The organism is Billgrantia campisalis (genome assembly GCF_022341425.1).
In the GTDB taxonomy this organism is placed as follows: Bacteria; Pseudomonadota; Gammaproteobacteria; order Pseudomonadales; family Halomonadaceae; genus Halomonas; species Halomonas campisalis.
In genome coordinates this window covers 40,794-66,349 of sequence record NZ_JABFUC010000011.1, presented here as the reverse complement: position 1 = coordinate 66,349, position 25,556 = coordinate 40,794, and the positions used below count along the sequence as shown (strand labels likewise).

Annotated in this window: 26 protein-coding genes and 1 riboswitch; of the genes, 20 read left to right on the top strand and 6 right to left on the bottom strand. The window is 67.8% G+C overall.

Going from position 1 to position 25,556, the window contains the following annotated elements; genetic code table 11:
- Nucleotides 1-22 precede the first annotated feature (22 nt).
- Nucleotides 23-1,033 (bottom strand): AraC family transcriptional regulator, encoded by a 1,011-nt coding sequence (locus tag HOP52_RS13820; protein WP_238977982.1) that lies wholly within the window; start codon nt 1,031-1,033, stop codon nt 23-25.
- A 73-nt stretch (nt 1,034-1,106) separates the two neighbouring features.
- Here HOP52_RS13820 and HOP52_RS13815 point away from each other — a divergent pair, with 73 nt between their 5' ends.
- From HOP52_RS13815 to HOP52_RS13780, 8 genes are all read left to right on the top strand, one after another.
- On the top strand, nt 1,107-1,409 hold the full coding sequence (locus tag HOP52_RS13815) for a nucleotidyltransferase family protein (protein WP_238977981.1): 303 nt from the start codon (nt 1,107-1,109) through the stop codon (nt 1,407-1,409).
- Nucleotides 1,406-1,933, top strand: coding sequence for a hypothetical protein (locus tag HOP52_RS13810; RefSeq protein WP_238977980.1), 528 nt, complete (start codon nt 1,406-1,408; stop codon nt 1,931-1,933). Before HOP52_RS13815 ends, HOP52_RS13810 begins: the two co-directional genes overlap by 4 nt.
- A gap of 48 nt (nt 1,934-1,981) precedes the next feature.
- Nucleotides 1,982-2,659, top strand: a complete 678-nt coding sequence (locus HOP52_RS13805; protein WP_238977979.1) for an ABC transporter ATP-binding protein — start codon at nt 1,982-1,984, stop codon at nt 2,657-2,659.
- A complete protein-coding gene (locus HOP52_RS13800; RefSeq protein WP_238977978.1) occupies nt 2,656-3,339 on the top strand; it encodes a TVP38/TMEM64 family protein in 684 nt (227 codons plus the stop codon). The genes HOP52_RS13805 and HOP52_RS13800 overlap by 4 nt, the downstream gene beginning before the upstream one ends.
- Nucleotides 3,340-3,405: 66 nt before the next feature.
- Nucleotides 3,406-5,907: an FtsX-like permease family protein gene (locus tag HOP52_RS13795; protein WP_238977977.1), complete on the top strand. Its 2,502-nt coding sequence runs from the start codon at nt 3,406-3,408 to the stop codon at nt 5,905-5,907.
- Nucleotides 5,908-6,021: 114 nt separating this feature from the next.
- The gene (locus HOP52_RS13790; protein ID WP_238977976.1) at nt 6,022-6,924 is read left to right on the top strand and encodes a LysR family transcriptional regulator; all 903 of its coding nucleotides are present in this window, start codon (nt 6,022-6,024) and stop codon (nt 6,922-6,924) included.
- A 125-nt stretch (nt 6,925-7,049) separates the two neighbouring features.
- On the top strand, nt 7,050-7,472 hold the full coding sequence (locus tag HOP52_RS13785; RefSeq protein WP_238977975.1) for a DoxX family protein: 423 nt from the start codon (nt 7,050-7,052) through the stop codon (nt 7,470-7,472).
- A gap of 64 nt (nt 7,473-7,536) precedes the next feature.
- Nucleotides 7,537-8,289, top strand: coding sequence for a DODA-type extradiol aromatic ring-opening family dioxygenase (locus HOP52_RS13780; RefSeq protein WP_238977974.1), 753 nt, complete (start codon nt 7,537-7,539; stop codon nt 8,287-8,289).
- A gap of 43 nt (nt 8,290-8,332) precedes the next feature.
- On the opposite strand, the gene HOP52_RS13775 is transcribed toward HOP52_RS13780, so the two are convergent.
- Nucleotides 8,333-9,139, bottom strand: a complete 807-nt coding sequence (locus HOP52_RS13775; protein ID WP_238977973.1) for a helix-turn-helix domain-containing protein — start codon at nt 9,137-9,139, stop codon at nt 8,333-8,335.
- A 193-nt stretch (nt 9,140-9,332) separates the two neighbouring features.
- On the opposite strand from HOP52_RS13775, the gene HOP52_RS13770 reads away from it, so the two are divergent.
- From HOP52_RS13770 to HOP52_RS13755, 4 genes are all read left to right on the top strand, one after another.
- The gene (locus HOP52_RS13770; RefSeq protein ID WP_238977972.1) at nt 9,333-9,782 is read left to right on the top strand and encodes a hypothetical protein; all 450 of its coding nucleotides are present in this window, start codon (nt 9,333-9,335) and stop codon (nt 9,780-9,782) included.
- 1 nt (nt 9,783) lies between these two features.
- Entirely contained in the window at nt 9,784-11,304 is a 1,521-nt protein-coding gene (locus HOP52_RS13765) for a tripartite tricarboxylate transporter permease (RefSeq protein WP_238977971.1), read from the top strand.
- 82 nt (nt 11,305-11,386) lie between these two features.
- The gene (locus HOP52_RS13760; protein WP_238977970.1) at nt 11,387-12,358 is read left to right on the top strand and encodes a Bug family tripartite tricarboxylate transporter substrate binding protein; all 972 of its coding nucleotides are present in this window, start codon (nt 11,387-11,389) and stop codon (nt 12,356-12,358) included.
- A 226-nt stretch (nt 12,359-12,584) separates the two neighbouring features.
- On the top strand, nt 12,585-13,601 hold the full coding sequence (locus tag HOP52_RS13755) for an asparaginase (RefSeq protein WP_238977969.1): 1,017 nt from the start codon (nt 12,585-12,587) through the stop codon (nt 13,599-13,601).
- A gap of 66 nt (nt 13,602-13,667) precedes the next feature.
- Here HOP52_RS13755 and gloA read toward each other — a convergent pair whose 3' ends face one another.
- Nucleotides 13,668-14,201, bottom strand: coding sequence for a lactoylglutathione lyase (gene gloA, locus HOP52_RS13750; protein ID WP_238977968.1), 534 nt, complete (start codon nt 14,199-14,201; stop codon nt 13,668-13,670).
- A 259-nt stretch (nt 14,202-14,460) separates the two neighbouring features.
- Here gloA and HOP52_RS13745 point away from each other — a divergent pair, with 259 nt between their 5' ends.
- The 3 genes from HOP52_RS13745 (at nt 14,461) to thiE (ending at nt 16,128) form a co-directional block, all read left to right on the top strand.
- Complete coding sequence (locus HOP52_RS13745; protein ID WP_238977967.1) at nt 14,461-14,805, top strand: hypothetical protein; 345 nt, start codon at nt 14,461-14,463, stop codon at nt 14,803-14,805.
- A 64-nt stretch (nt 14,806-14,869) separates the two neighbouring features.
- The gene (locus HOP52_RS13740; RefSeq protein WP_238977966.1) at nt 14,870-15,352 is read left to right on the top strand and encodes a C40 family peptidase; all 483 of its coding nucleotides are present in this window, start codon (nt 14,870-14,872) and stop codon (nt 15,350-15,352) included.
- A 38-nt stretch (nt 15,353-15,390) separates the two neighbouring features.
- A riboswitch (TPP riboswitch) is annotated at nt 15,391-15,483 on the top strand.
- A gap of 30 nt (nt 15,484-15,513) precedes the next feature.
- The gene (gene thiE / locus HOP52_RS13735; RefSeq protein ID WP_238977965.1) at nt 15,514-16,128 is read left to right on the top strand and encodes a thiamine phosphate synthase; all 615 of its coding nucleotides are present in this window, start codon (nt 15,514-15,516) and stop codon (nt 16,126-16,128) included.
- Nucleotides 16,129-16,177: 49 nt separating this feature from the next.
- Here the strand turns inward: thiE and mntR are convergent, their stop codons facing one another.
- A complete protein-coding gene (gene mntR, locus HOP52_RS13730) occupies nt 16,178-16,651 on the bottom strand; it encodes a manganese-binding transcriptional regulator MntR (protein WP_238977964.1) in 474 nt (157 codons plus the stop codon).
- A 165-nt stretch (nt 16,652-16,816) separates the two neighbouring features.
- Here mntR and HOP52_RS13725 point away from each other — a divergent pair, with 165 nt between their 5' ends.
- Genes HOP52_RS13725 through HOP52_RS13715 form a run of 3 tightly spaced genes read left to right on the top strand, consistent with a single transcriptional unit; the run spans nt 16,817 to nt 19,440 of the window.
- Complete coding sequence (locus tag HOP52_RS13725) at nt 16,817-17,743, top strand: metal ABC transporter solute-binding protein, Zn/Mn family (protein ID WP_238977963.1); 927 nt, start codon at nt 16,817-16,819, stop codon at nt 17,741-17,743.
- On the top strand, nt 17,736-18,524 hold the full coding sequence (locus tag HOP52_RS13720; RefSeq protein ID WP_238977962.1) for a metal ABC transporter ATP-binding protein: 789 nt from the start codon (nt 17,736-17,738) through the stop codon (nt 18,522-18,524). The genes HOP52_RS13725 and HOP52_RS13720 overlap by 8 nt, the downstream gene beginning before the upstream one ends.
- A gap of 43 nt (nt 18,525-18,567) precedes the next feature.
- Nucleotides 18,568-19,440: a metal ABC transporter permease gene (locus tag HOP52_RS13715; protein WP_238978062.1), complete on the top strand. Its 873-nt coding sequence runs from the start codon at nt 18,568-18,570 to the stop codon at nt 19,438-19,440.
- On the opposite strand, the gene HOP52_RS13710 is transcribed toward HOP52_RS13715, so the two are convergent.
- Nucleotides 19,437-20,312: a DMT family transporter gene (locus tag HOP52_RS13710; protein WP_238977961.1), complete on the bottom strand. Its 876-nt coding sequence runs from the start codon at nt 20,310-20,312 to the stop codon at nt 19,437-19,439. The genes HOP52_RS13715 and HOP52_RS13710 overlap by 4 nt on opposite strands.
- A gap of 247 nt (nt 20,313-20,559) precedes the next feature.
- Complete coding sequence (locus HOP52_RS13705) at nt 20,560-21,879, bottom strand: serine hydrolase (protein ID WP_238977960.1); 1,320 nt, start codon at nt 21,877-21,879, stop codon at nt 20,560-20,562.
- Between the two features lie 257 nt (nt 21,880-22,136).
- Between HOP52_RS13705 and HOP52_RS13700 the strand changes: the two genes are divergently transcribed.
- Both HOP52_RS13700 and HOP52_RS13695 read left to right on the top strand, forming a co-directional pair.
- On the top strand, nt 22,137-23,126 hold the full coding sequence (locus HOP52_RS13700; RefSeq protein ID WP_309675237.1) for a LysR family transcriptional regulator: 990 nt from the start codon (nt 22,137-22,139) through the stop codon (nt 23,124-23,126).
- 146 nt (nt 23,127-23,272) lie between these two features.
- Nucleotides 23,273-25,459 carry a TonB-dependent receptor domain-containing protein gene (locus HOP52_RS13695; RefSeq protein WP_238977959.1) on the top strand — a complete coding sequence of 729 codons (2,187 nt, stop codon included), beginning with the start codon at nt 23,273-23,275 and terminating at the stop codon, nt 25,457-25,459.
- Nucleotides 25,460-25,556: the final 97 nt, after the last annotated feature.

The window sequence follows — 25,556 nt, the reverse complement described above, 5'->3', positions numbered from 1 at the left end:
CGGCTCTCCTGGCAGATCGGGGCTACGTCCGACTGGTGCCCAGCGCCCGCCGGTAGGCGGCGGGCGAGTTGCCCGTCCACGCCTTGAAGGCGCGACTGAAGCACGCCAGGTCCTCGAACCCCAGCGCCTCGGAGATCCCCAGCAGGGGGCGGTCGCTGCGGGTCAGGGCCTGGATGGCGTAGTCGCGGCGAAACTCATCCTTCACCGCCTGGAAGTGGGTGCCCTCGGCGGCCAAGCGCCGGGACAGGGTGCGCACCGACATGTGCAGCGCCACCGCCACGTCGCGCACCGAGCCGGAGCTGGCGAGGTTGCGGGCCAGGTGCTCGCGCACCCGGTGCGAAACCAGGCGGTCCTCGAAGGAGACGTAGAACCAGTCCGTCGGCGCCCGCTGCAGGAAGTCGCCGAGGTGGCGCTTGGTCTGGCGGACCGGCTCCTCCAGCAGGGCGGCGTCGATGTACAGGGCGCTCTCCGCCTGGTCGAAGCGCACCCGGCCGGGATAGAAGTAGCGATAGTCGGCGCTGTGGGCCGGCTGGGCATAGGCACAGTCGATCAGGATCGGCGGGATCTTGCGGGCGATCATCCATGAAGCGATGCCGTGGAACAGCTTGAGCATCAGCTCGTGGATGAGGATGCGGCTGCCCGCCGGCGGCCGCTTCTCCACCAGGGCGACGCGCGCCAGGTCACCCTCCACGGAGGAGTCGTAGCCGAAGTCGTCGAGCAGGATGCGGAAGAACTGCTTGTAGCGGTGCAGCGCCACCTTGAGGGTCGGCGCCTCCAGCAGGCTCAGGCAGAGCAGCTTGAGGGTGCCGCCGCGCAGCGGCCGGGCGAAGAAGCCCGGTGTCTCGTCGTCGCACTCGATCACCAGCAACCGGTAGAGGGTGGCGAACTGCTCCACGGTGACCCGCCCATGGGGCGCCTCGAGCAGGAAGGGCGAGATCCCGGCGCGCTTGAGATAGTCGCCCCGCTCGGCCGCCATGGCCGGCACGCCGCGAAACAGCTCGTTGACGAAATGCATGGAGACCGTGACGGTCAAGATTGCTCCTCCTCTGGAACCGATCAGGCACGCAAGTGCTAGACTCATCTTGCCATCGATGGAGCGACTCGCAATGCGCTTGACGTATGAACAGACCAGGATCCTGCGCGACATCGTGCATGACCTAGCCGGTAACGAGGCCGAGATACGGGTGTTCGGTTCCCGCCTGGATGACAGTCGTCGCGGCGGAGACCTCGACATACTGGTCATCACGACGCAGCCGCTGCCGCGCCTGACGCTGGCCGAGATAAAGTACGCGCTGGAGCAGGCGCTCTACCTGCCTGTGGATATCCTGAATTATACACAGGGCCAGCCGCCGACCCCGTTTCAGGCCATCGCCCTCTCACAGGCCCAACCCCTGGATGATGCCGCATGAGCGCCGATCTACTTGCCGAGCAGCATCGCCATCTGGCCAGGCTGCTGGAGGCCATCCAGCGCTGTGCCTGGTTCCTCCATGAGTCCGATGCCAAGATCGACTGGCCTATCGAGGCCGGCTGGCTGGGCAAGCACAAGAAGGACGTGGAACTCTTCGAGACCCTGGCCGCCATCAATGAGCGGTTTGCCAAGCTACAAGATTCGCTCGCCTCCGCCATGCGCCACAGCGCGCTGTTGATGGGCGAGCCTACCGACAGCTTCCTGAAGGTGCTGGCCTTCTTCGAGAAGCAGGAGGTCATCGACACCATGGCTGATTGGCAACGCTGCCGGGCCGTGCGCAACATGGCGGCTCATGACTACGCCACGGACTACGGTGAGATCGCCGAGCACTTCAACCTGCTCCATGAGCTCAGCGGATTGCTGTTCCAGACGGCACGAAAGCTGATTCAGCTTTGCCATAGCCTGCTCGGAATTGAGCCTGCTTCCTCCGACTTTACTGACGAGTTCGAACGCATCTTCGCCTAGGCAGGCCGCTTGTGGGACGATGAGCCTTTTCCCGAGAAAGGCTCGGCCATGCTGCAATTTCACCAGGTCCACAAGGCCTATGCCACGCCCCAGGGCCCGCTGCCGGTGCTCAGGGGCATCGACCTGCGCCTGGCCCCCGGCGAGAGCCTGGCGCTGATGGGCGAATCCGGCAGCGGCAAGTCGACCCTGCTGCATCTGGCCGCCGGCCTCGACCTGCCCGATAGCGGCGAGGTGTGCCTGGCCGGCCGCTCACTCTCGGCGCTGACCGAACCGGCCCGCGCCCACCTGCGCCGCGACACCCTGGGGCTGGTGTTCCAGCAGTTTCACCTGGTCCCGAGCCTGAACGTAGGCGATAACCTGCGCCTGCAGGCGCGCCTCGCCGGGCGCGACGACCCCGCCTGGTCGAGCGAGCTGCTCGAGCGGCTGGGCCTGGCCGGCTTGGAGCGGCGCTACCCCGAGCAGCTCTCCGGCGGCCAGCAGCAGCGCCTGGCCATCGGCCGCGCCCTGGCCCCACGCCCGGCGCTGCTGCTCGCCGACGAGCCCACCGGCAACCTGGACGAAGAGACCGCCGACGAGGTGCTGACCCTGCTGCTGGCGCTGGTGCGCGATACCGGCAGCGCCCTGCTGGTGGTGACCCACAGCCCCCGGGTGGCGGCCCCGCTGGACCGCTGCCTGCGCCTGTCCCATGGCCGGGTAGATGACGCCGCCATCACGGGAGCGACATGACCCAGCGTGACGGGCTTTTCCGTTTGAGCGTCCTGATCGCCGCGGCGATGAGCATGACCCTGGTCTGGCTGGTGCTGAGGCAGCTGGGGATGCCCGACTCCCTGTCGCCCGAGGCCCTGTCGCAGTGGCTGAACAGCCGCGGTGCGCTGGGGCCGCTGCTGCTGCTGGGGCTCATGGTGATGACGGTGGTGGTCGGCCCCCTGCCTACCCTGCCGATCACCGCCGCCGCGGGGCTGGCATTCGGGATCCTGCCCGGTGCCTTGCTCGCGGTGAGCGGCTCCCTGGCCGGCGCACTGATCGCCTTCTTTCTCGCCAGATTGCTGGGACGTGACCTGCTGCGCGAACGCTTCCGGGACAATCCGCTGTTCGGTGCCCAGGGCTCGCAGCGGCTGCTGTTCGTCACCGTGCTGCTCACCCGCCTGATCCCTATCTTTTCCTTCGCCCTGATCAGCTATGCCGCCGGCGTGACCGCCATCTCTGCGTGGCGCTTCGCCCTGGCCTCGGTGATCGGCATGCTGCCGATGACGCTGGTCTTCGCCAGCCTCGGCCAGGCCTTCGAGCTCCACCCCCTGCTCAGCATGACGGCGGCCGTCATGATCCTCGCCGTCATGGCCCTGCTGCCCTGGTACCTGAGCCGGCACCGGCAGTCGCGACTGGCCAGGTGGCTGGGTCTTGACTAGCCCGACTCCCCGTCGGGGCATGAGTGTGAGACGATTCTCGATCACCCCAGGCTATCCGTTATCCTGATGCTCACCGCCCTAGCTACCCTGCTCTCCCACTACAAGCGCCACCCGGGCCAGCTGGCCATGCTGCTGCTGGGCCTGTGGGTGGCCAGCGCCCTATGGAGCGGCGTCCAGGCGATCAACGCCTCGGCGCGGGACAGCTATGCCCGCGCCGAGGCGCTGTTCACCACCGACCTGGACCGCCTGGAGCGCCGCGACGGTGAGCCGCTGACCCGCGAGGACTACCTGCGGCTACGCCGCGCCGGCCTGCCGGTCTCGCCGCTGCTGGAGGGCACCCTGGAGGCCCCGGACGGCACCCGGCTAACGCTGATCGGCATCGACCCCCTGACCCTGCCCGGCGACAGCGCCTTTGCCGCCGCCGATAGCGCCGGTGACCTCACTGGCTTCCTCACGCCTCCCTGGCAGACGCGGCTCGCTTCCGACACCCTGGCCGCGCTGGGCGTGGGGGCAAGCGAGGCCTCAGGCGCCACGCCGCGGCTGGCCGATGGCCAGCGCCTGCCGCCGCTCGCCCTGGCCCCGGCGCTGCCCCCCGACACCCTGGTGATGGATATCGCCGCCGCGGCGGCCCTGCTGGCTAGCGGCGAGACCCTGTCGCGGCTGGTGACCCGGCCGGGCGCCCTGGCCACCGCCCCCGAGGGGCTGCGGCTGAGCCGCGCCGAGACCCTGGCCTCGCCGGGCCAACTGACCGAGAGCTTCCATCTCAATCTCACCGCCATGGCGCTGCTGGCGCTGGTGGTGGGGCTGTTCATCGTCCAGGCGGCGCTGGGCCTGGCGCTGGAGCAGCGCCTGGGGCTGCTACGCACCCTGCGCGCCCTGGGCGTGTCGGGCCGCCGCCTGGTCGCGCTGCTGGTCGCCGAGCTGCTGCTACTCGGGATCATCGGCGCCCTGGCCGGCATCTTCAGCGGCGTGTGGCTGGCCCGCGCGCTGCTGCCGGACGTGGCCGCCACCCTGGCGAGCCTCTACGGCGCCGGGGTGGGCGCCGAGCTCAGCCTGCCCTGGCACTACTGGGTCGGCGGACTGGCGGTGACACTGGGCGGGCTCTTCCTGGCCGGCGCCGGCGTGCTGTGGCGCGCCGCCCGGCTCAGCGTGCTGGGCCTGGGCCAGGCCCAGGCCTGGCGCGCCGGCTTTCACCGCCAGCTCAGGGGCATGACGCTGGCCGGCATGGCGGTCGCGGCGCTGGGGCTCGGCCTGTGGGCCTGGCTGGCCCGCCAGCCCCCCGGCGAGGGGCTGCTCGCCGGCTTCGGCCTGGTGGCCGCGCTGCTGCTGGCCAGTGCGCTGTGGCTACCGCCGCTGCTGGCGGTCCTGCTCGCCGGGCTGGAGCGGCTGGCCAGGCGCCGACCGCTGGCCCGGTGGGCGCTGGCCGATCTGCAGCTGCAGCTGCCGCGCCTGGCGCTGGCAATGATGGCCCTGCTGATCGCGCTCTCCGCCAACCTGGGCGTCAGCAGCATGGTCGGCGGCTTTCGCCTGACCTTCCTCGACTGGCTGGACCAGCGCCTGGTGGCGGACCTCTACTTCCGCCCGCCGCCGGCCCAGTACCACGACATCGACGCCTGGCTGGCGACCCGCCCCGAGGTGGCCGAGCGGCTGCCCACCCGCCGGGTCGACACCACCCTGCGGGGCATCGAGCGCGCCGACGGCTCCACCTCGCTCGCTCTTCCCATCGGCCTCTACGGCATCACGCCGGGGGAGACCCTGCGGCCCAGCTGGCCGCTGCTGGCCACCCGCGACGGGCGAGACGACGCCTGGGACGCCTTCCGCGCCGGCGACGCCTTTATCAACGAACAGCTGGCCATCGCCCACGGCCTGGCCCCCGGCGACCGCCTGACGCTGGACGCACCCCAGGGCCAGGAAACGGTCAGCGTAGCCGCCGTCTATCCCGACTACGGCAATACCCAGGGTGAAGTGCTGTTCGCCACCCAGGTGCTGGCCAGCCGCTTCGATGCCCCGCCGGGGTCGCTGGGCCTGGTGCTCGCCGAGGGAGCCGATCACCGCACCCTGGCCCGTGAGCTGGGCGAGCGCTTCGACCTGGCCAGCGACAGCCTGGTGGACCAGCGCGAGGTCAAACGCATCGCCACCGGCATCTTCGAGCGCACCTTCACCATCACCCGGGCGCTCTCCGCGCTGACCCTGGGGGTGGCGGCCCTTGCACTGCTGGCCAGTCTACTTGCCCAGGCCCGCGAGCGCCGCGCCCAGCTCGCCCCGCTGTGGGCGCTCGGCGTGCCGCGAGCGCAGCTGGTTCGCGTGCAGCTGGCCCAGCTCGGGGCCGCGGCCCTAGCCACCGGCGCCCTGGCGGTCCCGCTGGGCATCGCCCTGGCGCTGGGGCTGGTGGCGGTGATCAACGTCGCCGCCTTCGGCTGGCGCCTGCCGCTCTATCTCTTCCCCGGCGAGATGGGACTGACCCTGGCCACCGCGGTCGGCGTCGCCCTGCTGGCCACCGCCCTGCCCGCCCTGCGCCTGTGGCGCACGCCGCCCCGCGCCCTGCTCGCCGAGGAGGCCGGTCCATGAGCCGTTTGTCACCCGCCGCGATACTGCTGGCATTGTGGGCGCTCACCGGCTTCGCCGGGCTGGGCGAGGGGTACCTGGAAACGACGGGGTATTGACCCTGCGCGAGGAGGAACCATGAACCTGCTGGATGCCATTACCGCCTTCGTCCGCGTCGCCGAGCTGGGCAGCTACACCCGCGCCGCCGAGGCCCTGGACCTCTCCCGCACCCGCCTGTCGCGCCAGGTGATGGCCCTGGAGGAGCACCTAGGAGTGCGCCTACTGCAGCGCACCACCCGCCGCCTGCACCTCACCGAGGCCGGCGAGCGCTACCTGGCCCGGGCCCAGGGCATCCTCCAGGCCCTCGAGGAGGCGGAGATCGAGGTGGGGCGCGGCAGTAGCGAGATCCGTGGCCGGCTGCGCATCAACGGCCCGATGAGCTTCGGCGTCCGCCACCTGGCCCCCCAGGTGGCCCGCTTCATGGTCGAGCACCCGGCCCTCGAGGTGCGCCTCGATCTCAACGACCGCCGGGTGGACCTGCTGGAGGAGGGTTACGACTTGGCGATCCGCATCGGCAGCCTGCCCGACTCCAGCCTGGTGGCACGCCGCCTGGCCCGTTGCCGCCTGCTGCTGTGCGCCTCCCCGGGCTACCTGGCCAAGCACGGCGCGCCGCGCGACCTGGACGACCTGGAGAAGCACCAGTGCCTGCGCTACCGCACCGGCCTCGGCAGCGGCGACTGGCAGTTCGGCGGCCGCGGCCTGGCCGTGCGCGGCCCCCTGGAGAGCAACAACGGCGATGTCCTCACCCACGCCGCCGAGGCGGGGCTCGGCATCGTCCAACAGCCGAGCTTCCTGATCACCGACAGCCTGCTCAGCGGTCGCCTGGTGCCGCTCCTCACCGAGGAGGCGCCGCTCTTCCTCGATATTCATGGGATCTATCCCGCCCGGCGCCACCTGCCCGCCAAGGTGGAGCGCTTCCTCGACTGGCTGGCCGCGACCTGGGGCGAGCCGCCCAGCTGGGAGCGCGAACTGGGCCTGTAATTGTCGCTTAAAACGCAACAGTCATTTTCATTTCATACAGATTATCTCCGCACTTGCCACGGGTAGAGTGACACCCATCAACGACACAACACTCCCCCGACAACACCCCGACGGAGATTACGACCATGACCACCCAAGCCCTGACCCAAGCCCAAGCCACCCAGCTGCAGCCCCACGCCATCGCCCTGCTGCGCATCACCCTCGGCGTCATGACCCTGGCCCACGGCCTGCTCAAGGTGTTCGTCTTCACCCCGGCCGGCACCGTCGGCTACTTCGAGTCCCTGGGCCTGCCCGGCATCTTCGCCTACCTGACCATCCTGGCCGAAGTGGGCGGCGGCCTGGCCCTGATCCTCGGCGTCTACACCCGTTCGGTGAGCCTGGCCCTGGTCCCGGTGCTGATCGGTGCCACCTGGGTCCACCTCGGCAACGGCTGGGTCTTCTCCAACGCCGGCGGCGGCTGGGAATTCCCCGCCTTCTGGACCCTGGTCCTGCTGGTGCAGGCTGGCCTCGGCAGCGGTAGTCTGACCCTGAGCCGTCGCGTCGCCTGATCCCTTGACGTCACCCTGCGCCTGCCCTTCCCGGGCAGGCGTACCCGTTCACAGGAGTTTCCCCATGCTGCCCAGCCTCTTCATCTCCCACGGCTCGCCGATGCTGGCGCTGACCGAGACGCCGGCCCACGACTTCCTGCGCGAGCTCGGCCAAGCGCTGCGCCCCAAGGCGGTGGTGGTGGTCTCGGCCCACTGGGCCAGCCGCCAGCTGCTGGTGAGCACCAGCGCCCAGCCCGAGACGATCCACGACTTCGGCGGCTTTCCCCGCGAGCTCTTCGAGTGCCAGTATCCGGCCCCCGGCGAGCCCGAACTGGCCCTGCGACTGGCCCGGCAGCTCAACGCCGTACCCACCGAACGCGGCCTGGACCACGGCGCCTGGGTGCCGCTGTCGCTGATGTTTCCCGAGGCCGATGTCCCGGTGGTCTCGCTGTCGCTGCCGGTGTCCTGGTCCAACGCCGAGCTGGTGGCCCTGGGCGAGAAACTCGCCGCACTCTTTCGAGCAGATGAGGGCGAGGAGAACATCCTGGTGATCGGCTCCGGCAGCCTGACCCACAACCTGATGGAGCTGCGGGCCCAGGGCGCCGAGATGCCCGCCTGGGTGGGCGACTTCGCCGACTGGGTGCACGAGCGCCTGGAAGCCGGCGACCGCACGGCGCTGCTTGACTGGGAACAGGCCCCCCACGCCCGGGAGAACCACCCCACGCCGGAGCACTTCCAGCCGCTGCTGGTGGCCATGGGCGCCGGCGGCCGGGCCGAGCGGCGGCACCATAGCGTCGAGCACGGCGTGCTGGCCATGGACGTCTATGCTTTCGCCTGAACGGCGAGGGTCGTCGCGCGGGCATGCTATCAGTGGCGTGCTCTCAATGACGTGCTCGGAAGTGCTGCTCCCCCGGCGCCACGTCGTTGCGCACCGCGGCCAGCAGCTCGGCATCCAGGGTGGGGTCATCGAGGGAGAGCAGCCCGCACTGCGACAGGGCCTGGCGCAGGCTCACCTGCTCGCCGAGTCGCTCGTAGAGGACGCGCACGCAGCAGGGCATGCGCTCGCTGTTGTCCGCCACGCCGAGCTTGAGCCCTGTCAGCCGTGTCACCTGGCTTTGAAAGCTCGGGAAGAGGATGGTCTGGGTTACCTCGTGGCCGTTGAGGGTCTCATGATCCACCAGGAAGATACGGTCGGCCAGCCTGACGGCCACGCCCTCGTAGCGATTGTGACAGGGCCGGGGATTGGCCGGAGTCTGCATGCGCTCGGTGCGCTGGTAGACAATGCCGCTCTCCCGCTCCTCCAGGCACACCAGGGTACGAATCAAGTGTCCGGGCCGTGACATCGAATGGTAGTACTCGAAATAGCACCCCAGGTAGCGCGCCATACCCTCACGGCCGCGATAGAGCAGGTCATCCGGCCAGCCGACCCCCGATGCCTGGCTCGATGCCGTTGGCACCCTTCCCGCCTGTACCAGGGTGCAGAAGTCGTCATGGGGCAGATAGAGTTCATGCTCTTCCACGCCGAAGAAGGCGCAGAGCCGCCGCATGGCGGCATGCCGGGGTCGGTAGCGCCCCTTCAGGTAACGGTTGAACTGGGCGCGATTGATCTCGAGCCGCCGACACACCTCGGCGATGGACGGATAGTAGCTGCACAGCAGGCGTAGATTGGCAACGAAATCGTCATGCATGTAATCGGCCCCCGGCGCCCAAGATAGGTGATGCAGTCTGATGCACTCACCTTGGCGGATTGTGCACTGGAGTGCAACGAAGCGCCAAGTCCCAAAACCTTCTGTAATTGTTTCAATCATTCCACGAACCCAGCGGGTTCGCTGCGATATTCCCCATCGGCACATTTCAAAAACAATGACCGAAGGCAATACCATGATACGCAAGAATTTCTGGTCTGGGCTGGGGGTTGCCGCCCTCGCGGTAATACTGCTGACCTGGATCATCCCCACCTACGGCGGCAGCGGCTTCGCCTTCGGGATGCAGCCCCAGCGGCTGGCCACCCTCGGCGCCTGGCTGATCCTCGGCTGCTCCATCGTTCTCACTGTGGTGAGCGCCATCGCCCTGAAGCGCCGCGGCGAATCCATCGTTGCCATCCCCGATCTCGGCCACCTCTGGCATCAGGCGTGGCCGTTTCTGTATGTGCTCGGCTTTATCGTGCTGATCGACCGCTTCCCGCTGACCTGGGTGGCGCCGCTATTGATCGGCGGCCTGCTGCTGTTGCTCGGCGAGCGCCGCTGGTACGTGGTGGTGCTGACCGCCGCCGTCCCCACCGCCGGCCTGTACGGCCTGACGGCTCACCTGATGCGCATCGGAGTGGTATGACATGATCGGTTTCGACGCCATTCTCAACTCCTTCGCGGCGGCCCTGCACTACGAGTCCATCGCCATCATTCTGGGCGGGGTGCTGCTCGGCTACATCGTCGGGGTGATCCCCGGGCTCAACCGCGCGGTGGCCATCGCCATCGCCATTCCGCTGACCTTCTACATGTCGGCCTATGCCGCCATCGCCTTTCTGATCGGGCTTTCCAAGGGCACCGCCGCCGGCAGCGCCGTCTCGGCCATCCTGCTCAACACCCCGGGGGAGCCCTCCTCGGCGGCCACCTGCCTGGACGGCTACCCCATGGCCAGTTCGGGCAAGCCGCGCAAGGCGCTCAAGGTGGGCCTGCTGGCCTCGGTGATCGGCGACCTGCTGGCCACCCTGCTGCTGATCGCGGTGGCCATTCCCTTCGCGTCGGTGGCGCTGAAGTTCGGCCCCTACGAGCTGGCCGCCATCCTGATCTTCGCCCTGGTGTTCATCGCCGGCATGGCGGGGGGCTCCTTCCTCAAGGGCCTGGCCGCCGGGGGCATGGGGGTGATCCTCGGCACCGTGGGCCTCGACCCCGAGACCGGCGCCATGCGCCTGACCTTCGGCTATGCCGAGCTGATGGAGGGCGTGCCGATCCTGCCGCTGGTGATCGGCACCCTGGCACTCGCCGAGATGTTCGTGCAGCTCGACGAGTACCGCCGCAACAAGGACGCCAGCGTCATCAAGCTCGGCAAGAACGCCGATGACGACCTCTCCTACCAGGAGTTCAAGGGCACCCTGCCGACGATCCTCAAGAGCACCGGGGTGGGCGCCTTCGTCGGCGCACTGCCGGGGCTCGGCCCCTCGGTGGGCGCCTTCATGGCCTACGGGCTGGCCAAGCGCAGCGCCAAGGACCCGGACAGCTTCGGCAAGGGCAACCCCAACGGCATCGCCGCCGCCGAGGCCTCCGACAATGCGGTGATCCCCGCCAGCTATATTCCCCTGTTCGGTCTGGGCATCCCCGGCAGCGTCTCGGCCGCCCTGCTGGTCGGCGCCTTCATGATCCACGGCATTCAGGTCGGCCCGCTGATGCTGCGCGACCACCCGGAGATGCTCTTCACCCTGTTCTCGGGAATGATCGTCGCCAGTCTCTTGATGCTCGCCGTGGGCTGGTACGGCCTGCGCCTCTTCGCCCGGGTCACCAGCGTGCCGCCGCACATCGTAATCTCGGTGGTGATCTTCCTCTGCCTGGCCGGCATTCAAGTGCAGGGCTACGGCACCTTCGGGCTGGTCACGGTGTTCGTGTTCGCGATCTTCGGCTACTTCCTGAAGAAGTTCGACTATTCCTTCGTGACCTTCCTGGTCGCCTTCATCGTCACCCCGATGTTGGAGATGAATCTGCGCCAGTCGGTGATTCTGTCGGGTGGCGAGTTCAGCATCCTGCTGGAGCGGCCCATCGCCCTGGCCTTCGTCGTGTTCACGGTGCTGATGGTGCTGCATCTGGGCTGGACCAGCTACCGGCGCTGGATGCAGGCAAGGTACAAGGCCAAGCAGGTGTGATCCCCCGGCCGGCCGCCGAGGCCGGCCTTCACGACGGCCCCCGGGCCAAGAAACACAACAGCGCACCAAAGAGGTTCCAACCATGAAAATGAAACTGCTGGGTACCGCCGTGCTCTCCGCCGCCATGGCCGTTGGCGTGGCCGGCCAGGTCCAGGCCGATGACTTCCCGACCAAGCCGCTGACCCTGGTGGTCGGCTGGGGCGCGGGCGGCAGCACCGACATCCAGGCCCGGGTACTGGCCAACGTGCTCGAAGAAGAGCTGGGCCAGCCGGTCAACGTGGTCAACCAGCCGGGGGCCGGCGGCGGCGTGGCCCTGGCGCGCCTGGCCAACAGCACCGACGAGGGCTACACCTTCGTCTTCGGCACCTCCATGACCATCACCTTCGGTCCGCTCTCCACCGAAACCACCTACGACCTGGACGACTTCCGCTACGTGGCCGGCGTGACCCTGGGGCAGTCGGCCATCGTCACCGGCGAGAATCGCCCCTTCGGCGACAGCTGGGAGGACCTGGTGGCCTACGCCCAGGAGAACCCCGGCACCAGCTACGCCAACCAGACCGCGCTGGATCGCATGATCATCGAGTACATCGCCCAGCGCGAAGGCCTCGACCTGCGCATCGTGCCCACCTCCGGCGGCGCCGGCATGGCCCCGCTGATCCTCTCCGGCGACGTCGACTTCGCCTACAGCGGCGGCACCCACTCCGGCTACGCCGAGACCGGCGAGATGCCGGTGCTGCTGAGCCTGGCCGAGGATCGCCTGGTGGCCTACCCGGACGCCCCGACCCTGCAGGAGGCCGGCTACGACATCAACGCCGCCGAGATCCGCGTGGCCATGGTGCCCAAGGATACCCCGGACGCCCACGTCGAGCGCCTCGCCGAGGCGCTGAAGGCGGCGACCGAGGACGAGCGCTTCATCGAGGTCACCGAAGAGCGCATCCTGATGCCGGTGACCTGGATGCCAGAGGAGGAGGTCACCCAGACCCTCCGCGACCAGGTGGAAGGCTACAAGGCGCTGCTCGAGGAGCTGGGCGGACTGCCGGAAGACGAGGAGTGATCGACGCACACCGCCCAGCGTAAGCGGGCAGTGACCACTGCGCCCGAGGCCAGCGAAAAGCGGTCTCGGGCGTTTTTTCGTGATAGCACCTAATGCATCAGACAGGTGATGCAGTCTGCTGCACCTCATGGCGCCAAGAATGCAACGCAGTGCATCGTTGCGCCCAATTTTTTCAATCAGATCAACTGGTTTAATCGGAAAGCGCTACCAACAAGGAGGCGTGATCATGCCAAGCATTCTACTTCTGTACACCGGAGGCACCATCGGCATGCAGCCCTCTGCCGCGGGCTATGTACCCGGTGAGGCCTTCGCCGAACGGCTGGCGAGCCTGCTGGCGGCCCACGGCGGCGCGGCCCTCCCCGAATACCGGCTGGTGGAGATGCAGCCGCCGATCGACAGCGCCGACCTGACCCCGGAGGTGTGGAACCGAATCGTCGAGGTGCTGGCACGCCACTGGGACGCCCATGACGGGGTGGTGATCCTGCACGGCACCGATACCCTGGCCTATACCGCCTCGGCGCTCTCCTTCATGCTCGGCGCCCTGGACAAGCCGGTGATGCTGACCGGCGCCCAGATCCCCCTTGGCGAGCCGCGCAGCGACGCACCGGGCAACGTCGCCACGGCGATGCAGGCCGCCTTTGCCCCCGGGGCGCCACGGGAGGTCTGCGTCGTCTTTCATGATCGGGTGCTGCGCGGTAACCGCACCCGCAAGGTACGCAGCCAGGGCATGGATGCCTTCGACTCGCCCAATGCCCCCTGGCTGGGCGAAGCCGGTATCGAACTGCACTTGGACCGGGCGCCGACCCTGCCCGTGGGCACGCCGGACTTCTCACCGGTGGTCTTCGAAGCCGACCGCGTCGGCGTGCTCCATTGCCACCCCGGCATGTCGGCTCGCCTGGCGGAGGCAATGCTGGAGGACTCCCGGCTCCAGGGGCTGGTGCTGCTGACCTATGGCGTCGGCAACCCACCAAGCCTGGAGGGACGTCTCATGGAGAGCCTGCGGCGGGCCACGGAGAGAGGGCTGGCCGTGATCAACCTGACCCAGTGTCACCAGGGGCTCGTCCACCAGGGCACCTATGCCACAGGCGCCGCCCTGAACGCCGCCGGGGTCGTCTCCGGTCAGGACATGACCCCGGAAGCCGCCGTGACCAAGCTGCAGGTGCTGATGGGCAGAGGGCTGGAGGGCGACGCCCTGCGCCGGGCCATGGCCCGGCCGCTGCGCGGAGAAATGGCGCCGCTCTAGGCGGCAGCCAGCCACGCGGGAAGTGCGACAGCGCCGCCCCTCCGGGCGGCTTCGATCGCTCGGCGCCTAGTCCCCCAGCGCGGCCAGGCGGTCGGCCTGGATCACCTCGATCCAGTAGCCGTCCACGTCCTTGACGAATACCACGTCCTTGAGCTTGCCCTGGTCGGCGCGCTTGACGAACTCGACGCCGTTGGCGTCGAACCAGGCCTCGGCGGCATCCAGGTCCGGCACCGAGAAGCAGATATGTCCGAAGCCCTGGGGCTGGTCGTTGCCGTTGTGGTAGGCGAAGTCGGCCTGCTCCTCGGTGCCCCAGTTATGGGTCAGCTCCAGCAGACCCTTCTGGCGAAAGGTCCAGACGGTGCGCTCGCCGGCGTCCTCGGGCACCGACTCGTCCTCCTCCAGCCGGGCCAGGAAGTAGAGCGAGAACTGCAGCTCCTCGAAGTCGAGCCGACGCAGCACCCGCATGCCGAACACTCGGCTGTAGAAGGCCAGGGCCTTCTCCGGGTCCTTGACCCGCAGCATGGTGTGGTTGAGCCGGAAGCCGGCGCTGTCGGCGGTGGGGGTCTGAACACCGGGATACTGCTCACCCTTGAAGCTCATGCCATTCTCCTCGCGTCGTCGTTCGATACCCCTAAGATGGGGACCCGGGCGTGATGATTCCAGCCCCGTGGCGGCACGCGGTCCGCCGGGGCATTTTTCGATACAAATACTATACGCCTCAGCGTCGCATGTGCAGCCACCCAGCGCAATCGCCACGGCCTCAACCGGCATAAGGCTAGCCGGTCAGAATGGCGTGGAAAAAGCCCTGACAGACTTCTACGCTGGTTATACACCAGACCATCACCCGCGAGATAGCACCATGTCCGACAGCGACCTGACCCTTGGTGACCACATCACCCACAAGCAGCTGATCAAGGCCGTGGCCAACGGCTTCACCCCCATCGTCGAAGTCGAATCCCAGGACGGCATCTACACGGTGCGCCTGCACCATGCCAACGGCGTGGCGACGCTCTCCGATGCCCAGGGCCACACCCTGACCTTCATGGGCACCGGCGAGATCCGCGACCTGATGGGGGAGACCGGCCTGACCCACGGAGTGCTGACCTGGGCCGACCAGTGCGGTGACGAGATGATCGGCGTGCCGGGGCATGCCATGACCCCCGACGAGATGCTGACCTACGGCACCCGCATCGCCTTTAGCTGACGCTTCCCCAACCCCGGGGCAGCGGCTAATGTAGGGACATGCCCACTGCGCAGGAGCCTCCGGCATGCCCAACCGCCCCGCTACCTGGCGTCTGATCGCCTGCCTGGCACTGCTGGTCCTGCTGGCCGGCTGCGCCGGGCGGGATATCCCCGACCGTAGCCCGGCCCCAGAGGCCGGGCTCTCCATCGAACGCGCCCTGGCCCTGTCGACCGCCAAGCGCGCCCTGGGCACCCCTTACCGCTTCGGGGGCAATACTCCGGAGGGCCTGGACTGCTCGGGGCTGGTGGAAATGGCCTACCGCTCAGCCGGCATTCAGGTGCCGCGCACCGCCGACGAGCAGTATCGCCGCCTGCCCGCCGTGGCGCAGCCGCAGCCCGGCGACCTGCTGTTCTTCGGCGATCGCCGCAAGGCCTCCCACGTTGGCATCTACCGCGGCAACGGCCAGATGATCCATGCCCCGGGGCGGGGCCGCGAGGTGGTCAGCGTGCCGCTGGACGTGGCCTACTGGCAGCAGCGCTTCCTGGGCGCCGCTCGCCCGACGCCCTGAGCCTTCCCCCACCCGCCGCCCGACGCGTATCATCTTCGGCAATACGACAGGGGCGCCGGTGCACCGGCTGAGAAGCACCCTTGGAACCTGACCCGGATCATGCCGGCGGAGGGAGTCGTGCAGGCCGCGCCTGTACCTCGCCGCTCCGCCCGGAGGAGCCCATGCGAATCGATCTTTCCCTCTATCTGGTCACCGACCCGACACTCTGCGCCCGCCATGGGCTGGTGGAGACCGTGGTGGCCGCGGTACGCGGCGGTGTGACGGTGGTGCAGCTACGCGACAAGCACGCCAGCGACGCCGAGCTGACCGACCAGGCGCGACGCCTCAAGGCGGCACTGGCCGGCAGCGGCGTGCCGCTGATCATCAACGACCGCCTCGACGTGGCTCTGGCCAGCGGGGCCGATGGCCTGCATATCGGCCAGGACGACGGCGATGTGGCGCGGGCCCGGGCCGCCCTGGGGCCGGCGGCCATCCTCGGGCTCTCGGTGCAGCGCCACGACCAGCTCGCCGCCCTCGACCCGCAGCCGCTCGACTACCTGGGCCTGGGCCCGGTGTTCGCCACCGCCACCAAGCACGACCACGCCGCGCCGCTGGGCTTCGACGGCCTGGCCGCCCTGGTGGCGAAGAGCCCCCTGCCGGCGGTGGCCATCGGCGGCCTCAAGGCCGAACATGCCGCCCGCGTGCGCGCCGCCGGCGCCCAGGGGCCGGCGGTGATCTCGGCGATCTGCGGACAGGCGGACCCCGAGGCCGCCGCACGGGCGTTTTTCACCGACTGAATCAGCGAACGAAACGAACGCTACGAAGGGAAGGGATCGAAAGCGAGAGTCAGCGTTCCCGCTCCCGCGTGAAGCGCTGCATGATGTCCAGGGTCTCCTGGCTGACATGGTGCTCCATGCCCTCGGCATCGATTCGCGCCGTGCGATCGCTGACCCCCAGGGCACGCAGGAATTTCAACACGATGGCATGACGCTGATGCGACATCGCGGCCATCGCCTCGCCCTTTTTGGTCAAGAACAGCGAGCGGTAGGGCTTGCTGGAGACCAGCTCCAGGGCCTTCAGGCGGGCCACGGTCTTCGACACCGTGGCCTGGCTGACCCCCATGCGGGCGGCGATATCCGTCGAGCGCGCCTCGCCCTGATGCTGCAGCAGATCCGCGATCAACTCCACGTAATCCTCGAGAAGCTCGGTTTCATGGGCGTTGCGCACGGCAACGTACTGCTGCGCATGCTGGTCGCTGGGCGGCAGGGCATCCGCCTTGCTAAGGCGATCCGGCGTCACATCGTTCGGGGAGTCGGTCATCGCGCCAATATAGCCAAAGTCTTGATTGGGCAGCAACCAAGCGGCGATAGAAATTTCCTACTACCCTACAAGTTAACCTTGGCTAAAATATTAACCATGGACTCAGAAAATCGCTGCAGCGACACACCCCCATGCAACGGCTTGCCGCCAGAGGAGAGTGACACCATGCCGGCCCCCAAAGGTTTCATGCTGCTCAGCGCCCTCACCTTAGCGTTGACGACCACGGCAGTGTCGACCACGACACAGGCCGAGCCCCCCCCGCTCAGGGTGGCCGCCACTTTCTCGGTGCTTGGCGACCTGGTGCGTGAGGTGGCGGGCGACGATGCCCGGGTCGAGCTGCTGACCCCGGCGGGTGCGGAGGTGCATGAATGGGAGCTGATTCCGAGCAACTTCATCACCCTCGAAGAGGCCGAGATGGTGTTCTACAACGGTTACGGCCTCGAGCAGTGGATGGGCCAGGTCAATGCCACCGCAGCCGACGGCGTGCCGGTGATCGCCGTGGCGGAGCAGAGCGGCTACCCCACCCAGCCCATCGTGACCGGCGATTACGCCGGCGAGGTCGACCCGCACATGTGGATGGACCCGCGTGCCGCCGCCGAGTACGCCCGGGTGATCGCCGACGCCCTCGCCGAGGCGCGGCCCGAGGCGGCCGAGGCCTTCCAGGCGCGTGCCGAGGAACTCGGGGAGTCGCTGCATGCGCTGTATGACGAGCTGATGGCGTCGCTCGCGACCATTCCCGAGGAGCAGCGTCTGCTGATTTCCAGCGAGGCGGCCTTCGTCTATTTCGCCGAGGCGTTCGGCTTCGAGCACGACGGCATCTGGGGCACCAATGCCGAGGAAGAGGGCACGCCGCGCCAGATCATGCGCATCATCGACATGATCGAGGAGAAGCAGCCGGCCGCCATCTTCTGGGAAAGCACCATTTCCGATCGCCATGTGCGCAGCGTGGCCGAGGAGACCGGGGTGGCGATCGCCGGCCCCCTCTACGTCGACTCCCTCAGCGAGCCGGATGGCGAAGCGCCGGACTATGCCGGCATGCTGCGCCACAACGTCCGGCTCTTGCGCGATGCCCTGGGTGGCGAACATGAGTGACGCGGTTGCCGCGCTGGAGGCACGCCGCCTCTATGCGGCCTATCACCAGCAGCCGGTGCTGGAGGACATCACCTTGCGGCTGCCGCAAGGGCAGTGGACGGCGATCATCGGCCCCAACGGCGCCGGCAAATCCAGCCTGCTCAACCTGGTGATCGGTAGCCTCGCCCCGCTGCGCGGCGAGCTGAGAGTCCTCGGCGAACGCCCCGCCGCCCAGCGCAAGGCCGGCAATATCGCCTACATGGCCCAGCAGGAAAAGATGGAGTGGGATTTTCCCATTTCGGTGCGCGAGACGGTGCTGACCGGCCGCTACGGCCTGATACGTCAGGATCCGCTCTGGCAGCGCCTGCTGCCGCGCTACTGGGCCAATCCCAGCCACCGGCGGGCCGTCGAGGCCGCCCTCGAGGCCGTCGACATGGCCGAGCATGCGGAGCGCCCCATCGGTGAGCTCTCGGGCGGCCAGAAGAAGCGCGTGCTGCTGGCTCGCGCCCTGGCTCAGCAGGCCAAGATCCTGCTGCTCGACGAACCCCTGGCCGGGGTGGACCCGCCCAGCGAAGCGCTGATTCTCACCACGCTCGAGCGTGAGCGCAGCAAGGGGCGCAGCGTCATCATGGTGACCCATGACATGCCCAGCGCGCGCCGCCATGCCGACAACGTGCTGCTGATCAATCGCACCCTGGTCGGCATGGGTCCCCCCGACGAAATGCTCAGCGACGCCATGCTGGCCCGCCTGGCAGTCGGGGCACCCGAAAACGGGCGCGGAGGGGTGAGCGTTGCCGCTTGAACCACTGGCCACCGGCATCATCGACGCCCTGATCGCCCTGCTGATGATGGCAGTCAACCTGCTGCCCGAGTCGCTGGCGGCTCCCTTCGAGTACCGCTTCATGCAGCGCGCCCTGCTCACCTCGGTCCTGGTGGGGGCGATCTGCGGGCTGCTCTCCTGCTACGTGGTGCTCAAGCGCTGGTCGCTGCTGGGGGACGCCATCTCCCACGCGGTGCTGCCCGGCGTGGCCATCGCCTACCTACTGGGCTGGCCGTTTTTCATCGGCGCCTTCGCCACCGGCGCGCTGACGTCGCTGGGCATCGGCGCCCTGGAGCGCCATACCCGCATCAAGGCGGATGCCGCCATGGGCCTGATGTTCACCGCCGCCTTCGCACTGGGCATCGTGATCATCAGCAAGATCGCCACCAGCACCCACCTGATGCATATCCTGTTCGGCAACGTGCTGGGCGTGCAGACCTCGGCGCTGATCCTCACGCTCGCGGCAAGCCTGGTGGCCCTGCTCGCTATCTGGCTCGCCTATCGCCCCCTGCTGCTCTACACCTTCGACCCCCAGCAGGCCCAGGCGCTGGGTTTCCATACCGGCCTCATCCACTACGGGCTGATTCTGCTGCTGACGCTGACCATCGTCGCCAGCCTGGAAACGGTGGGCATCATTCTGGTGGTGGCGATGCTGATCACCCCGGGTGCCACGGCCCACCTGCTGACCGACCGCTTCCCCAGCATGCTGGCGATCTCGGTGGGCGTCGGGGTGAGCTCCGCGGTGACGGGGCTGGTGCTCTCGGTGTCGCTGGATGTCGCCTCGGGGGGCACCATCGTGCTGGTGGCCTCCGGGCTGTTCTTCGTTGCCCTGCTGGCGGCCCCCCGGCACGGCCTGGTGGCACGCCACTGGCGGCGCTGGCGGATGAATCGTGCCTAAGAAGTTGGGCGGCGCTTCAGCGTCGTCCGACGATCATGATAGGCGATGGCCAGGCCGCTGCCGATGATCAGGGCGCTGCCGATGAAGACCCAGAGATCAGGCATCTCGCCCCAGAACCACCAGCCCAGTAGCACCGCCCAGAGCATGGCGGTGTAGTCGAAGGGCGCGGCAATCGCAGCTGGCGCGAAACGGAAGGCCATGGTGATGCAGCCCGTGGCGCCCACCCCGAAGACCCCCGCCGCCAGGAAGCCCGGCCAGTGCCAGGGGTGAGGCGTCTGCCACACCCAGGGCAGCGCCACCGCGGTGATCACCAGCGGCACCAGCGTCATGTAGAACACCATCGCCCAGAGATGCTCGCGGCCGCCGTAGCGCCGCGCGGTGATCATCATCAGCGCATAGAAGACCGCCGCGCCGATCAGCACCAGCGACCCAAGCTGGAAAGCATCGCCGCCGGGGCGCACCACGATCAGCACCCCCACGAAGCCGAACAGTGAGGCGGCCAGCACCGGCGGGTCGATCTTCTCGCCGAGCAGCGGCACCGACAGCAGGGTGACGAACAGCGGCGCCACAAAAGCGATGGCCGTGGCCTCGGCCAGCGGCAGCAGGGTCAACCCCAGCACGAAGCAGACCATGGTGCCGGTATAGATCAGCCCGCGCACCAGATGCACCCCGGGCCGGCGGGTACGCAGCTTGCGCAGCCCTCCGCCGTAGTAGGCCAGCAGGGCGATCAGCGGCAGCGACACCAGGGTACGAAAGAAGATGATCTGCAGCGGCGAATGCACCTCACCCAGCCACTTGGCGATGGCGTCGCCGATCGCCAGGCACAGCACGCCAGCGCACATGAACAGAATGCCCTTGAACGACGGAGACATCGCCCCTCCCTAGACGGCCAAAAAACCACCCCGCCGACCTGGGACGGACGACGGGGCTTGTTGATTAACAACCTAACGGCTGGTGGAGTCGGCGGCAAGCAGAACGCCCCAAAATGGCGCATCTGAGCATCGGCAAGCCGGAAATGGGAGGCCGACTAGCCCCCGCGCCGCGGCGGGGTGACGCGGCCATCACGCCCGCGCCCCGCGTTGAGCGGGGCGCGGACAGTTGCCAAGCCAGACTAGGGCGCTAGTAGTGGGCGACCACCATACAGTCCATCCCCTGCTGGCGCAGGCTGTTGCAGGCGCTGTGCGCCTCGCTCTCCTGCAGCTCCACCAGACGGGCGCGGTAGACGCGCTGCTCGCCTTCGGACGGCGCCACTGCGACACGCCCCCCGTTGACCTGGCTGGCCAGCCGCTCGGCGGCGCGCGAGGCCAGGCTGCGGGCCTGGTCGGCATTGCTGAAGGCGCCGACCTGGACGGCCCAGGCGCCTGCCGGCTGCGGAGCTTCGGCCCGGGCGATCAGGTCGCGAAGCGGGTCGTCGGCAGAGCCCATCTCGGCGTCGGCCCGGCCGTACGGCTCGGTGCTCGACTCGGTGAGGCGGGTCTGCAGGGCGGAGCTCAGCGACACCGTGGACGCCGGTTCTGCGCTCGCCACCTGGACAGCCGGCGTCGGCGACGACGGCTGCTGCGGCAGTTCCATGCGATCACCGAAGACATCGGCCTGGGCGATCCAGTCGCCGCGCTGAAGCATACTGAGCCGCACGTAGCCGCGATCGAGCAGGTCGGCCATATGGGCATCGCGGGATGCCGCGGTAAAGCCCCCCATCACCACCGACACGATACGCCGATCATCACGCACCGCCGAGGTCGCCACATTGAAGCCGGAGGCGCGAATAAAGCCGGTCTTCAACCCATCGGCCCCCGGATAGCTGCCGAGCAGGCGGTTGTGACCAGTGATGGTCTGGCCATTCCAGGAGAAGCGGGTCTGAGAGAAGTAGTGATAGTACTGGGGAAAGTCCTGCATCACCCGGATCGACAGGGTCGCCATGTCCCGTGCGGTGGTGGTCTGGCCGGCATCGGGCAGGCCGTTGGGGTTGCGGAAGGTGGTGCGGGGCATGCCCAGCTGGCGCGCCTTGTCGGTCATCATGCGGCCGAAGTTTTCCTCACTGCCTCCCAGGGCCTCGGCCACCACCACCGCCACATCATTGGCGGAGCGGATCACCAGCGCCTGAATGGCGGTCTCCACGGGAAGGGTCGAACCCGCCTTCACATAGAGTTTGGACGCCTGCCGGGAGGCGGCATAAGCAGAGACCGGCAGCGGTGAATCGAGGCGCAGGTCGCCCCGCTCCAGCGCTTCGAACAGCATATAGAGGGTCATCATCTTGGTCAGCGAGGCGGGATAGCGCGTGGCATCGGCATTGGCCGAATGCAGCACGTCGCCACTTTCCACATCGATCACGATAGCCGCATAGCGCGGGTTGGCGTGGGCCGTCTTGATCGTCAGCAGCAAACAGCTCAACAGCACGACGGCGACCGCGCCGAGGCGAACTCGGTGGGAGGAGCGCATGGCAGACACCTCTAGGTTCCCTTGTTTATCCCCTGCGGCCCGTTTCTGTCACGCGAGCCTGTCATCAGTATGGCCATTAATCGCCGGCTTTACAGCTCGAAAAGCGGCGAAAAGAGGTGATATTCCAATAGCGTTGAATCATTCAACTCTGCAGGCACTCCCCCAAGGCGCACACCTGCCCCGCCTCTCGTGGCTAGGCCAACACCTTAGCCGCACCCACATAAGGCAACAAGAATCATTTACATTAATTTGCCTAAGTGGGACACTTCCTGACGATCTTCACCACGGCCATTCTCACCATGTACGATCTCGCCGAGCTGACCTCCTTCGCCCAGGTGATGCAGACCGGCAGCCTGACCCGCAGCGCCCAGCAGTTGGGCGTCGCTAAATCGACGCTGAGCCGGCGCATCGCCCAGCTCGAGAACCAGCTGGGCCAGCCGCTGCTGCGCCGCCAGTCCAACCGCCTGCTGCCCACCGAGGCGGGCCTGATGTTTCACGGCTACTGTCTGCGGATACTGGAACTCGCCGAACAGGGCCAGCGGGCACTGAACGAGCTGCATCAGGAGATCAGCGGCGAGCTGGTAGTCGAGGCGCACAACGCCCTGGCTCGCAGCTGGCTGGCATCGCAGCTGGCGGCCTTCATGGAAGCGCATCCCGGCATCCGCCTGACGTTGCAGACCTGCCACGCCCCGCCTGACGCCCCCGACAGCCCGGTCATCTGCCTTTGGCTGGGAGCGATTCCGCCCTCGGCACTGCGCCAAGAAACCCTCACCTGGCTGGGGCGCGGGCTCTATGGGCACCCCGACTATCTGGCTCGCCACGGCCATCCCCGCCACCCCGAGGAGCTCTCACGCCATGCCTGGATCGACCTGCTGGGCGAAACCGAGTGCGGACTCACCCTGAGCCACCCGGATGAAGGCGACTATCACTTCCAGCCGCCCGATTCACGCTTTCGCGTCGACCAGCACATGCTGCACGGCGATGCGATCGCGCGCGGTCATGGCCTCGGCCTGATGCCCCACTGGCTGGCCGCCAAGCGGGAAGCCGCCCACCCGGGCTCCCTGCACGCCTGCCTGCCTGACTGGCAGGCTCCGCCGATCCCGGTGACCCTGCTGCATGCTTACGGACAGCAGCCACGCAAGGTCTCGGCCCTGCTCGATCACCTGCGTCAGACGATGCCGCAAGAGTGGCAATCCTCCCCGCGCGGCGGAGCACCGAGCCGACCGCCGCGCCTGGCGCCCGCCTGAGTGCGTCACGCCCCGCACCGGGGAATCGTGCCGGGCGTTGTCGATTACGCAACGCAGCGTTGCCCAGCCTCACCCTGGAAATGGGAACTTTTCGCACTAGAATCACCTGCACGATTGATAATCAATATCATCAACACAGGTGACCCATGTTCCGTTTCCGACCGACCGTCCTGGCGGCGGCCATCGCCGCCGCCAGCCTCACCGCTCACGCCCAGGACAGCGCCCGGCTCGATAGCATCGTGGTGACTGCCGCCGGCTTCGAACAGGCCCTTCGCGACGCCCCGGCCAGTATTTCGGTCATCACCCGAGAAGAGCTGGAGCAGAAGCGTTTCTCCAATATTGGCGAGGCGCTCGCCGACGTGCCGGGCATCGACGTGCGCGCCGGCACCGGCAAGACCGGCGGGAAGAACATCAGCATTCGCGGGATGCCGAGCGAGTATACGCTGATCCTGATCGACGGCCGCCGCCAGAACACCTCGGGCAGCGTCACCCCTAACGGTTTCGGGGAAACCTCCACCAGCTTCATGCCGCCGCTCTCGGCCATCGAGCGCATCGAGGTAATCCGCGGCCCCATGTCCACGCTCTACGGTTCCGATGCCATGGGCGGGGTCATCAACATCATCACCCGCCCGGTCAGCGACACCTGGACGGGCAGCCTCTCGCTCGACACGACCTTTCAGCAGGACCGGGACGCGGGGAATTCACAGGGCCTCAACCTCTCCGGCTCCGGCCCGCTGGTCGACGATGTGCTGGGGCTGCAGCTGCGCGGCCGACTGTTCGACCGCGACGCCTCCGAGCGTTTGATCACCGACAGCGCCGGACGCGACCCGCGCCCCGTGGAAGCCCGCATCTATTCGCTTGGGGGCCGTCTGACCCTGCGCGCCGACGACAGCCACTCGGTCTGGCTGGATGCCGAACGCGCCCGCCAGACCTACGCCAACGACGACTGCCGACTCGGCACCCTGGACGGCACCAGTCGGGCCACGTGCGAGCCCGAGCCAGGGCAGTTCTGGGGCTACGAGGACGAACTGCGCTTCAATCGCGATCAGGTGGCCATCGGCCACACCGGCCGCTTTGCCGTCGGCACCCTGGAGAGCAGCCTCACCCACAGCGCCACCGAGACGCTGGGGCGAACCCTGCCCGCCGGCAGCGCGCCGACCTATGGCTACGAAGCCCAGGGCGGTGAGCCGCGGCTGCTGGAAAACCGCGATATCGTCCTCGACACCAAGCTCACCCTGCCCGTCGATGCCCACATGGTGACCCTGGGCGGCCAGTATATCGATGCCCGCCTGGAGGATGGCGCGGCCGGTGATCAGGCCTTCGAGCAGCACAGCTGGGCGCTGTTCGCCGAGGACGAGTGGTGGCTGCGTGACGACCTGGCACTGACCCTGGGCGGGCGCTACGAGCACCACGATGCCTTCGGCGGCCACTTCAGCCCCCGTGGCTATCTGGTGTGGAACACCACCGACCAGTGGACGCTCAAGGGCGGTGTGAGTCGAGGCTACAAGACCCCGACCCTCAACCAGCTCCACGACGGCATCACCGGATTCGGCAACCAGGGCCAGTCGGTGAGCATCGGTTCGCCGGACCTCGAGCCGGAGAAGAGCACCAACTTCGAACTCGGTGCGGTCTATGACAGCCTGGATGGGCTCTCAGTGGGCGGCACCCTGTTCTATAACCGCTTTACCGACCGCATCGCCACTGGCGCCGAGATTCCCAACTGCCTGCATCCGGACGGCAACGTGCCCGGCTGCATCAGCGTGGGCAACTTCTCCCAGCAGACCGGCTTCTCCCAACTGATCAACATCGACAAGGCGCAAACGCACGGCCTCGAACTGGAGGCACGCTATCGCTTCTCGCCCGCCTGGGAGGTAAGTGGCGGCTATACCTTCACCGATTCCGAGATCACCTCCGGCGAAGACGAAGGCATGCTGCTCACCAACGCCCCCAAGCACAAGCTGACCGCCAGCCTGACCTGGGACATCAGCGACCGCTGGAGCACCACCCTGGACGGCGAGTACTACTCTTCTCGTAAACGCTTCCCGGAAGGCACCCCCACATCGGGCTCCAACCTGTCTCTGTACGAACAGCTTGGCAACACGCTGGACAGCTACGAACTCTTCCACCTGCGGACCAACTACCGGTTCACCGACCAGCTGCGCCTGACTGGCACCGTCTACAACCTGTTCGACAAGGACTTTGGCAAGGCCGATACCTATGAACACAACGGCCAGACCGAGTACGCCCATCGCTACACACGAACCTGGCGTGCCACGGAAGGTGTCGCCCTGGATGGCCGTAGCCTGTGGCTCTCCGCCACCTACGAGTTCTAGGCTCGACAAGCCCTAAGCAAATGGGCCGTGCCCAGTGACGATTTACTAGCCTGATCGTATTTGCCCCGGCCTTGGCCGGGGCGTTTTGATTGCGGGA

What these genes read in the sequence shown, in the direction of transcription:
- HOP52_RS13810 (WP_238977980.1), top strand. Translation starts at nt 1,406, where the DNA reads ATGAGCGCCGATCTACTTGCCGAGCAGCATCGCCATCTGGCCAGGCTG.
- HOP52_RS13705 (WP_238977960.1), bottom strand. Translation starts at nt 21,879, where the DNA reads ATGCGCTCCTCCCACCGAGTTCGCCTCGGCGCGGTCGCCGTCGTGCTG.
- HOP52_RS13770 (WP_238977972.1), top strand. Translation starts at nt 9,333, where the DNA reads ATGATACGCAAGAATTTCTGGTCTGGGCTGGGGGTTGCCGCCCTCGCG.
- HOP52_RS13800 (WP_238977978.1), top strand. Translation starts at nt 2,656, where the DNA reads ATGACCCAGCGTGACGGGCTTTTCCGTTTGAGCGTCCTGATCGCCGCG.
- HOP52_RS13790 (WP_238977976.1), top strand. Translation starts at nt 6,022, where the DNA reads ATGAACCTGCTGGATGCCATTACCGCCTTCGTCCGCGTCGCCGAGCTG.
- HOP52_RS13760 (WP_238977970.1), top strand. Translation starts at nt 11,387, where the DNA reads ATGAAAATGAAACTGCTGGGTACCGCCGTGCTCTCCGCCGCCATGGCC.
- HOP52_RS13720 (WP_238977962.1), top strand. Translation starts at nt 17,736, where the DNA reads ATGAGTGACGCGGTTGCCGCGCTGGAGGCACGCCGCCTCTATGCGGCC.
- thiE (WP_238977965.1), top strand. Translation starts at nt 15,514, where the DNA reads ATGCGAATCGATCTTTCCCTCTATCTGGTCACCGACCCGACACTCTGC.
- HOP52_RS13795 (WP_238977977.1), top strand. Translation starts at nt 3,406, where the DNA reads ATGCTCACCGCCCTAGCTACCCTGCTCTCCCACTACAAGCGCCACCCG.
- HOP52_RS13775 (WP_238977973.1), bottom strand. Translation starts at nt 9,139, where the DNA reads ATGCATGACGATTTCGTTGCCAATCTACGCCTGCTGTGCAGCTACTAT.
- HOP52_RS13755 (WP_238977969.1), top strand. Translation starts at nt 12,585, where the DNA reads ATGCCAAGCATTCTACTTCTGTACACCGGAGGCACCATCGGCATGCAG.
- HOP52_RS13745 (WP_238977967.1), top strand. Translation starts at nt 14,461, where the DNA reads ATGTCCGACAGCGACCTGACCCTTGGTGACCACATCACCCACAAGCAG.
- HOP52_RS13695 (WP_238977959.1), top strand. Translation starts at nt 23,273, where the DNA reads ATGTTCCGTTTCCGACCGACCGTCCTGGCGGCGGCCATCGCCGCCGCC.
- HOP52_RS13715 (WP_238978062.1), top strand. Translation starts at nt 18,568, where the DNA reads ATGATGGCAGTCAACCTGCTGCCCGAGTCGCTGGCGGCTCCCTTCGAG.
- HOP52_RS13815 (WP_238977981.1), top strand. Translation starts at nt 1,107, where the DNA reads ATGCGCTTGACGTATGAACAGACCAGGATCCTGCGCGACATCGTGCAT.
- HOP52_RS13765 (WP_238977971.1), top strand. Translation starts at nt 9,784, where the DNA reads ATGATCGGTTTCGACGCCATTCTCAACTCCTTCGCGGCGGCCCTGCAC.
- HOP52_RS13725 (WP_238977963.1), top strand. Translation starts at nt 16,817, where the DNA reads ATGCCGGCCCCCAAAGGTTTCATGCTGCTCAGCGCCCTCACCTTAGCG.
- HOP52_RS13780 (WP_238977974.1), top strand. Translation starts at nt 7,537, where the DNA reads ATGCTGCCCAGCCTCTTCATCTCCCACGGCTCGCCGATGCTGGCGCTG.
- HOP52_RS13785 (WP_238977975.1), top strand. Translation starts at nt 7,050, where the DNA reads ATGACCACCCAAGCCCTGACCCAAGCCCAAGCCACCCAGCTGCAGCCC.
- gloA (WP_238977968.1), bottom strand. Translation starts at nt 14,201, where the DNA reads ATGAGCTTCAAGGGTGAGCAGTATCCCGGTGTTCAGACCCCCACCGCC.
- HOP52_RS13805 (WP_238977979.1), top strand. Translation starts at nt 1,982, where the DNA reads ATGCTGCAATTTCACCAGGTCCACAAGGCCTATGCCACGCCCCAGGGC.
- HOP52_RS13710 (WP_238977961.1), bottom strand. Translation starts at nt 20,312, where the DNA reads ATGTCTCCGTCGTTCAAGGGCATTCTGTTCATGTGCGCTGGCGTGCTG.
- HOP52_RS13740 (WP_238977966.1), top strand. Translation starts at nt 14,870, where the DNA reads ATGCCCAACCGCCCCGCTACCTGGCGTCTGATCGCCTGCCTGGCACTG.
- mntR (WP_238977964.1), bottom strand. Translation starts at nt 16,651, where the DNA reads ATGACCGACTCCCCGAACGATGTGACGCCGGATCGCCTTAGCAAGGCG.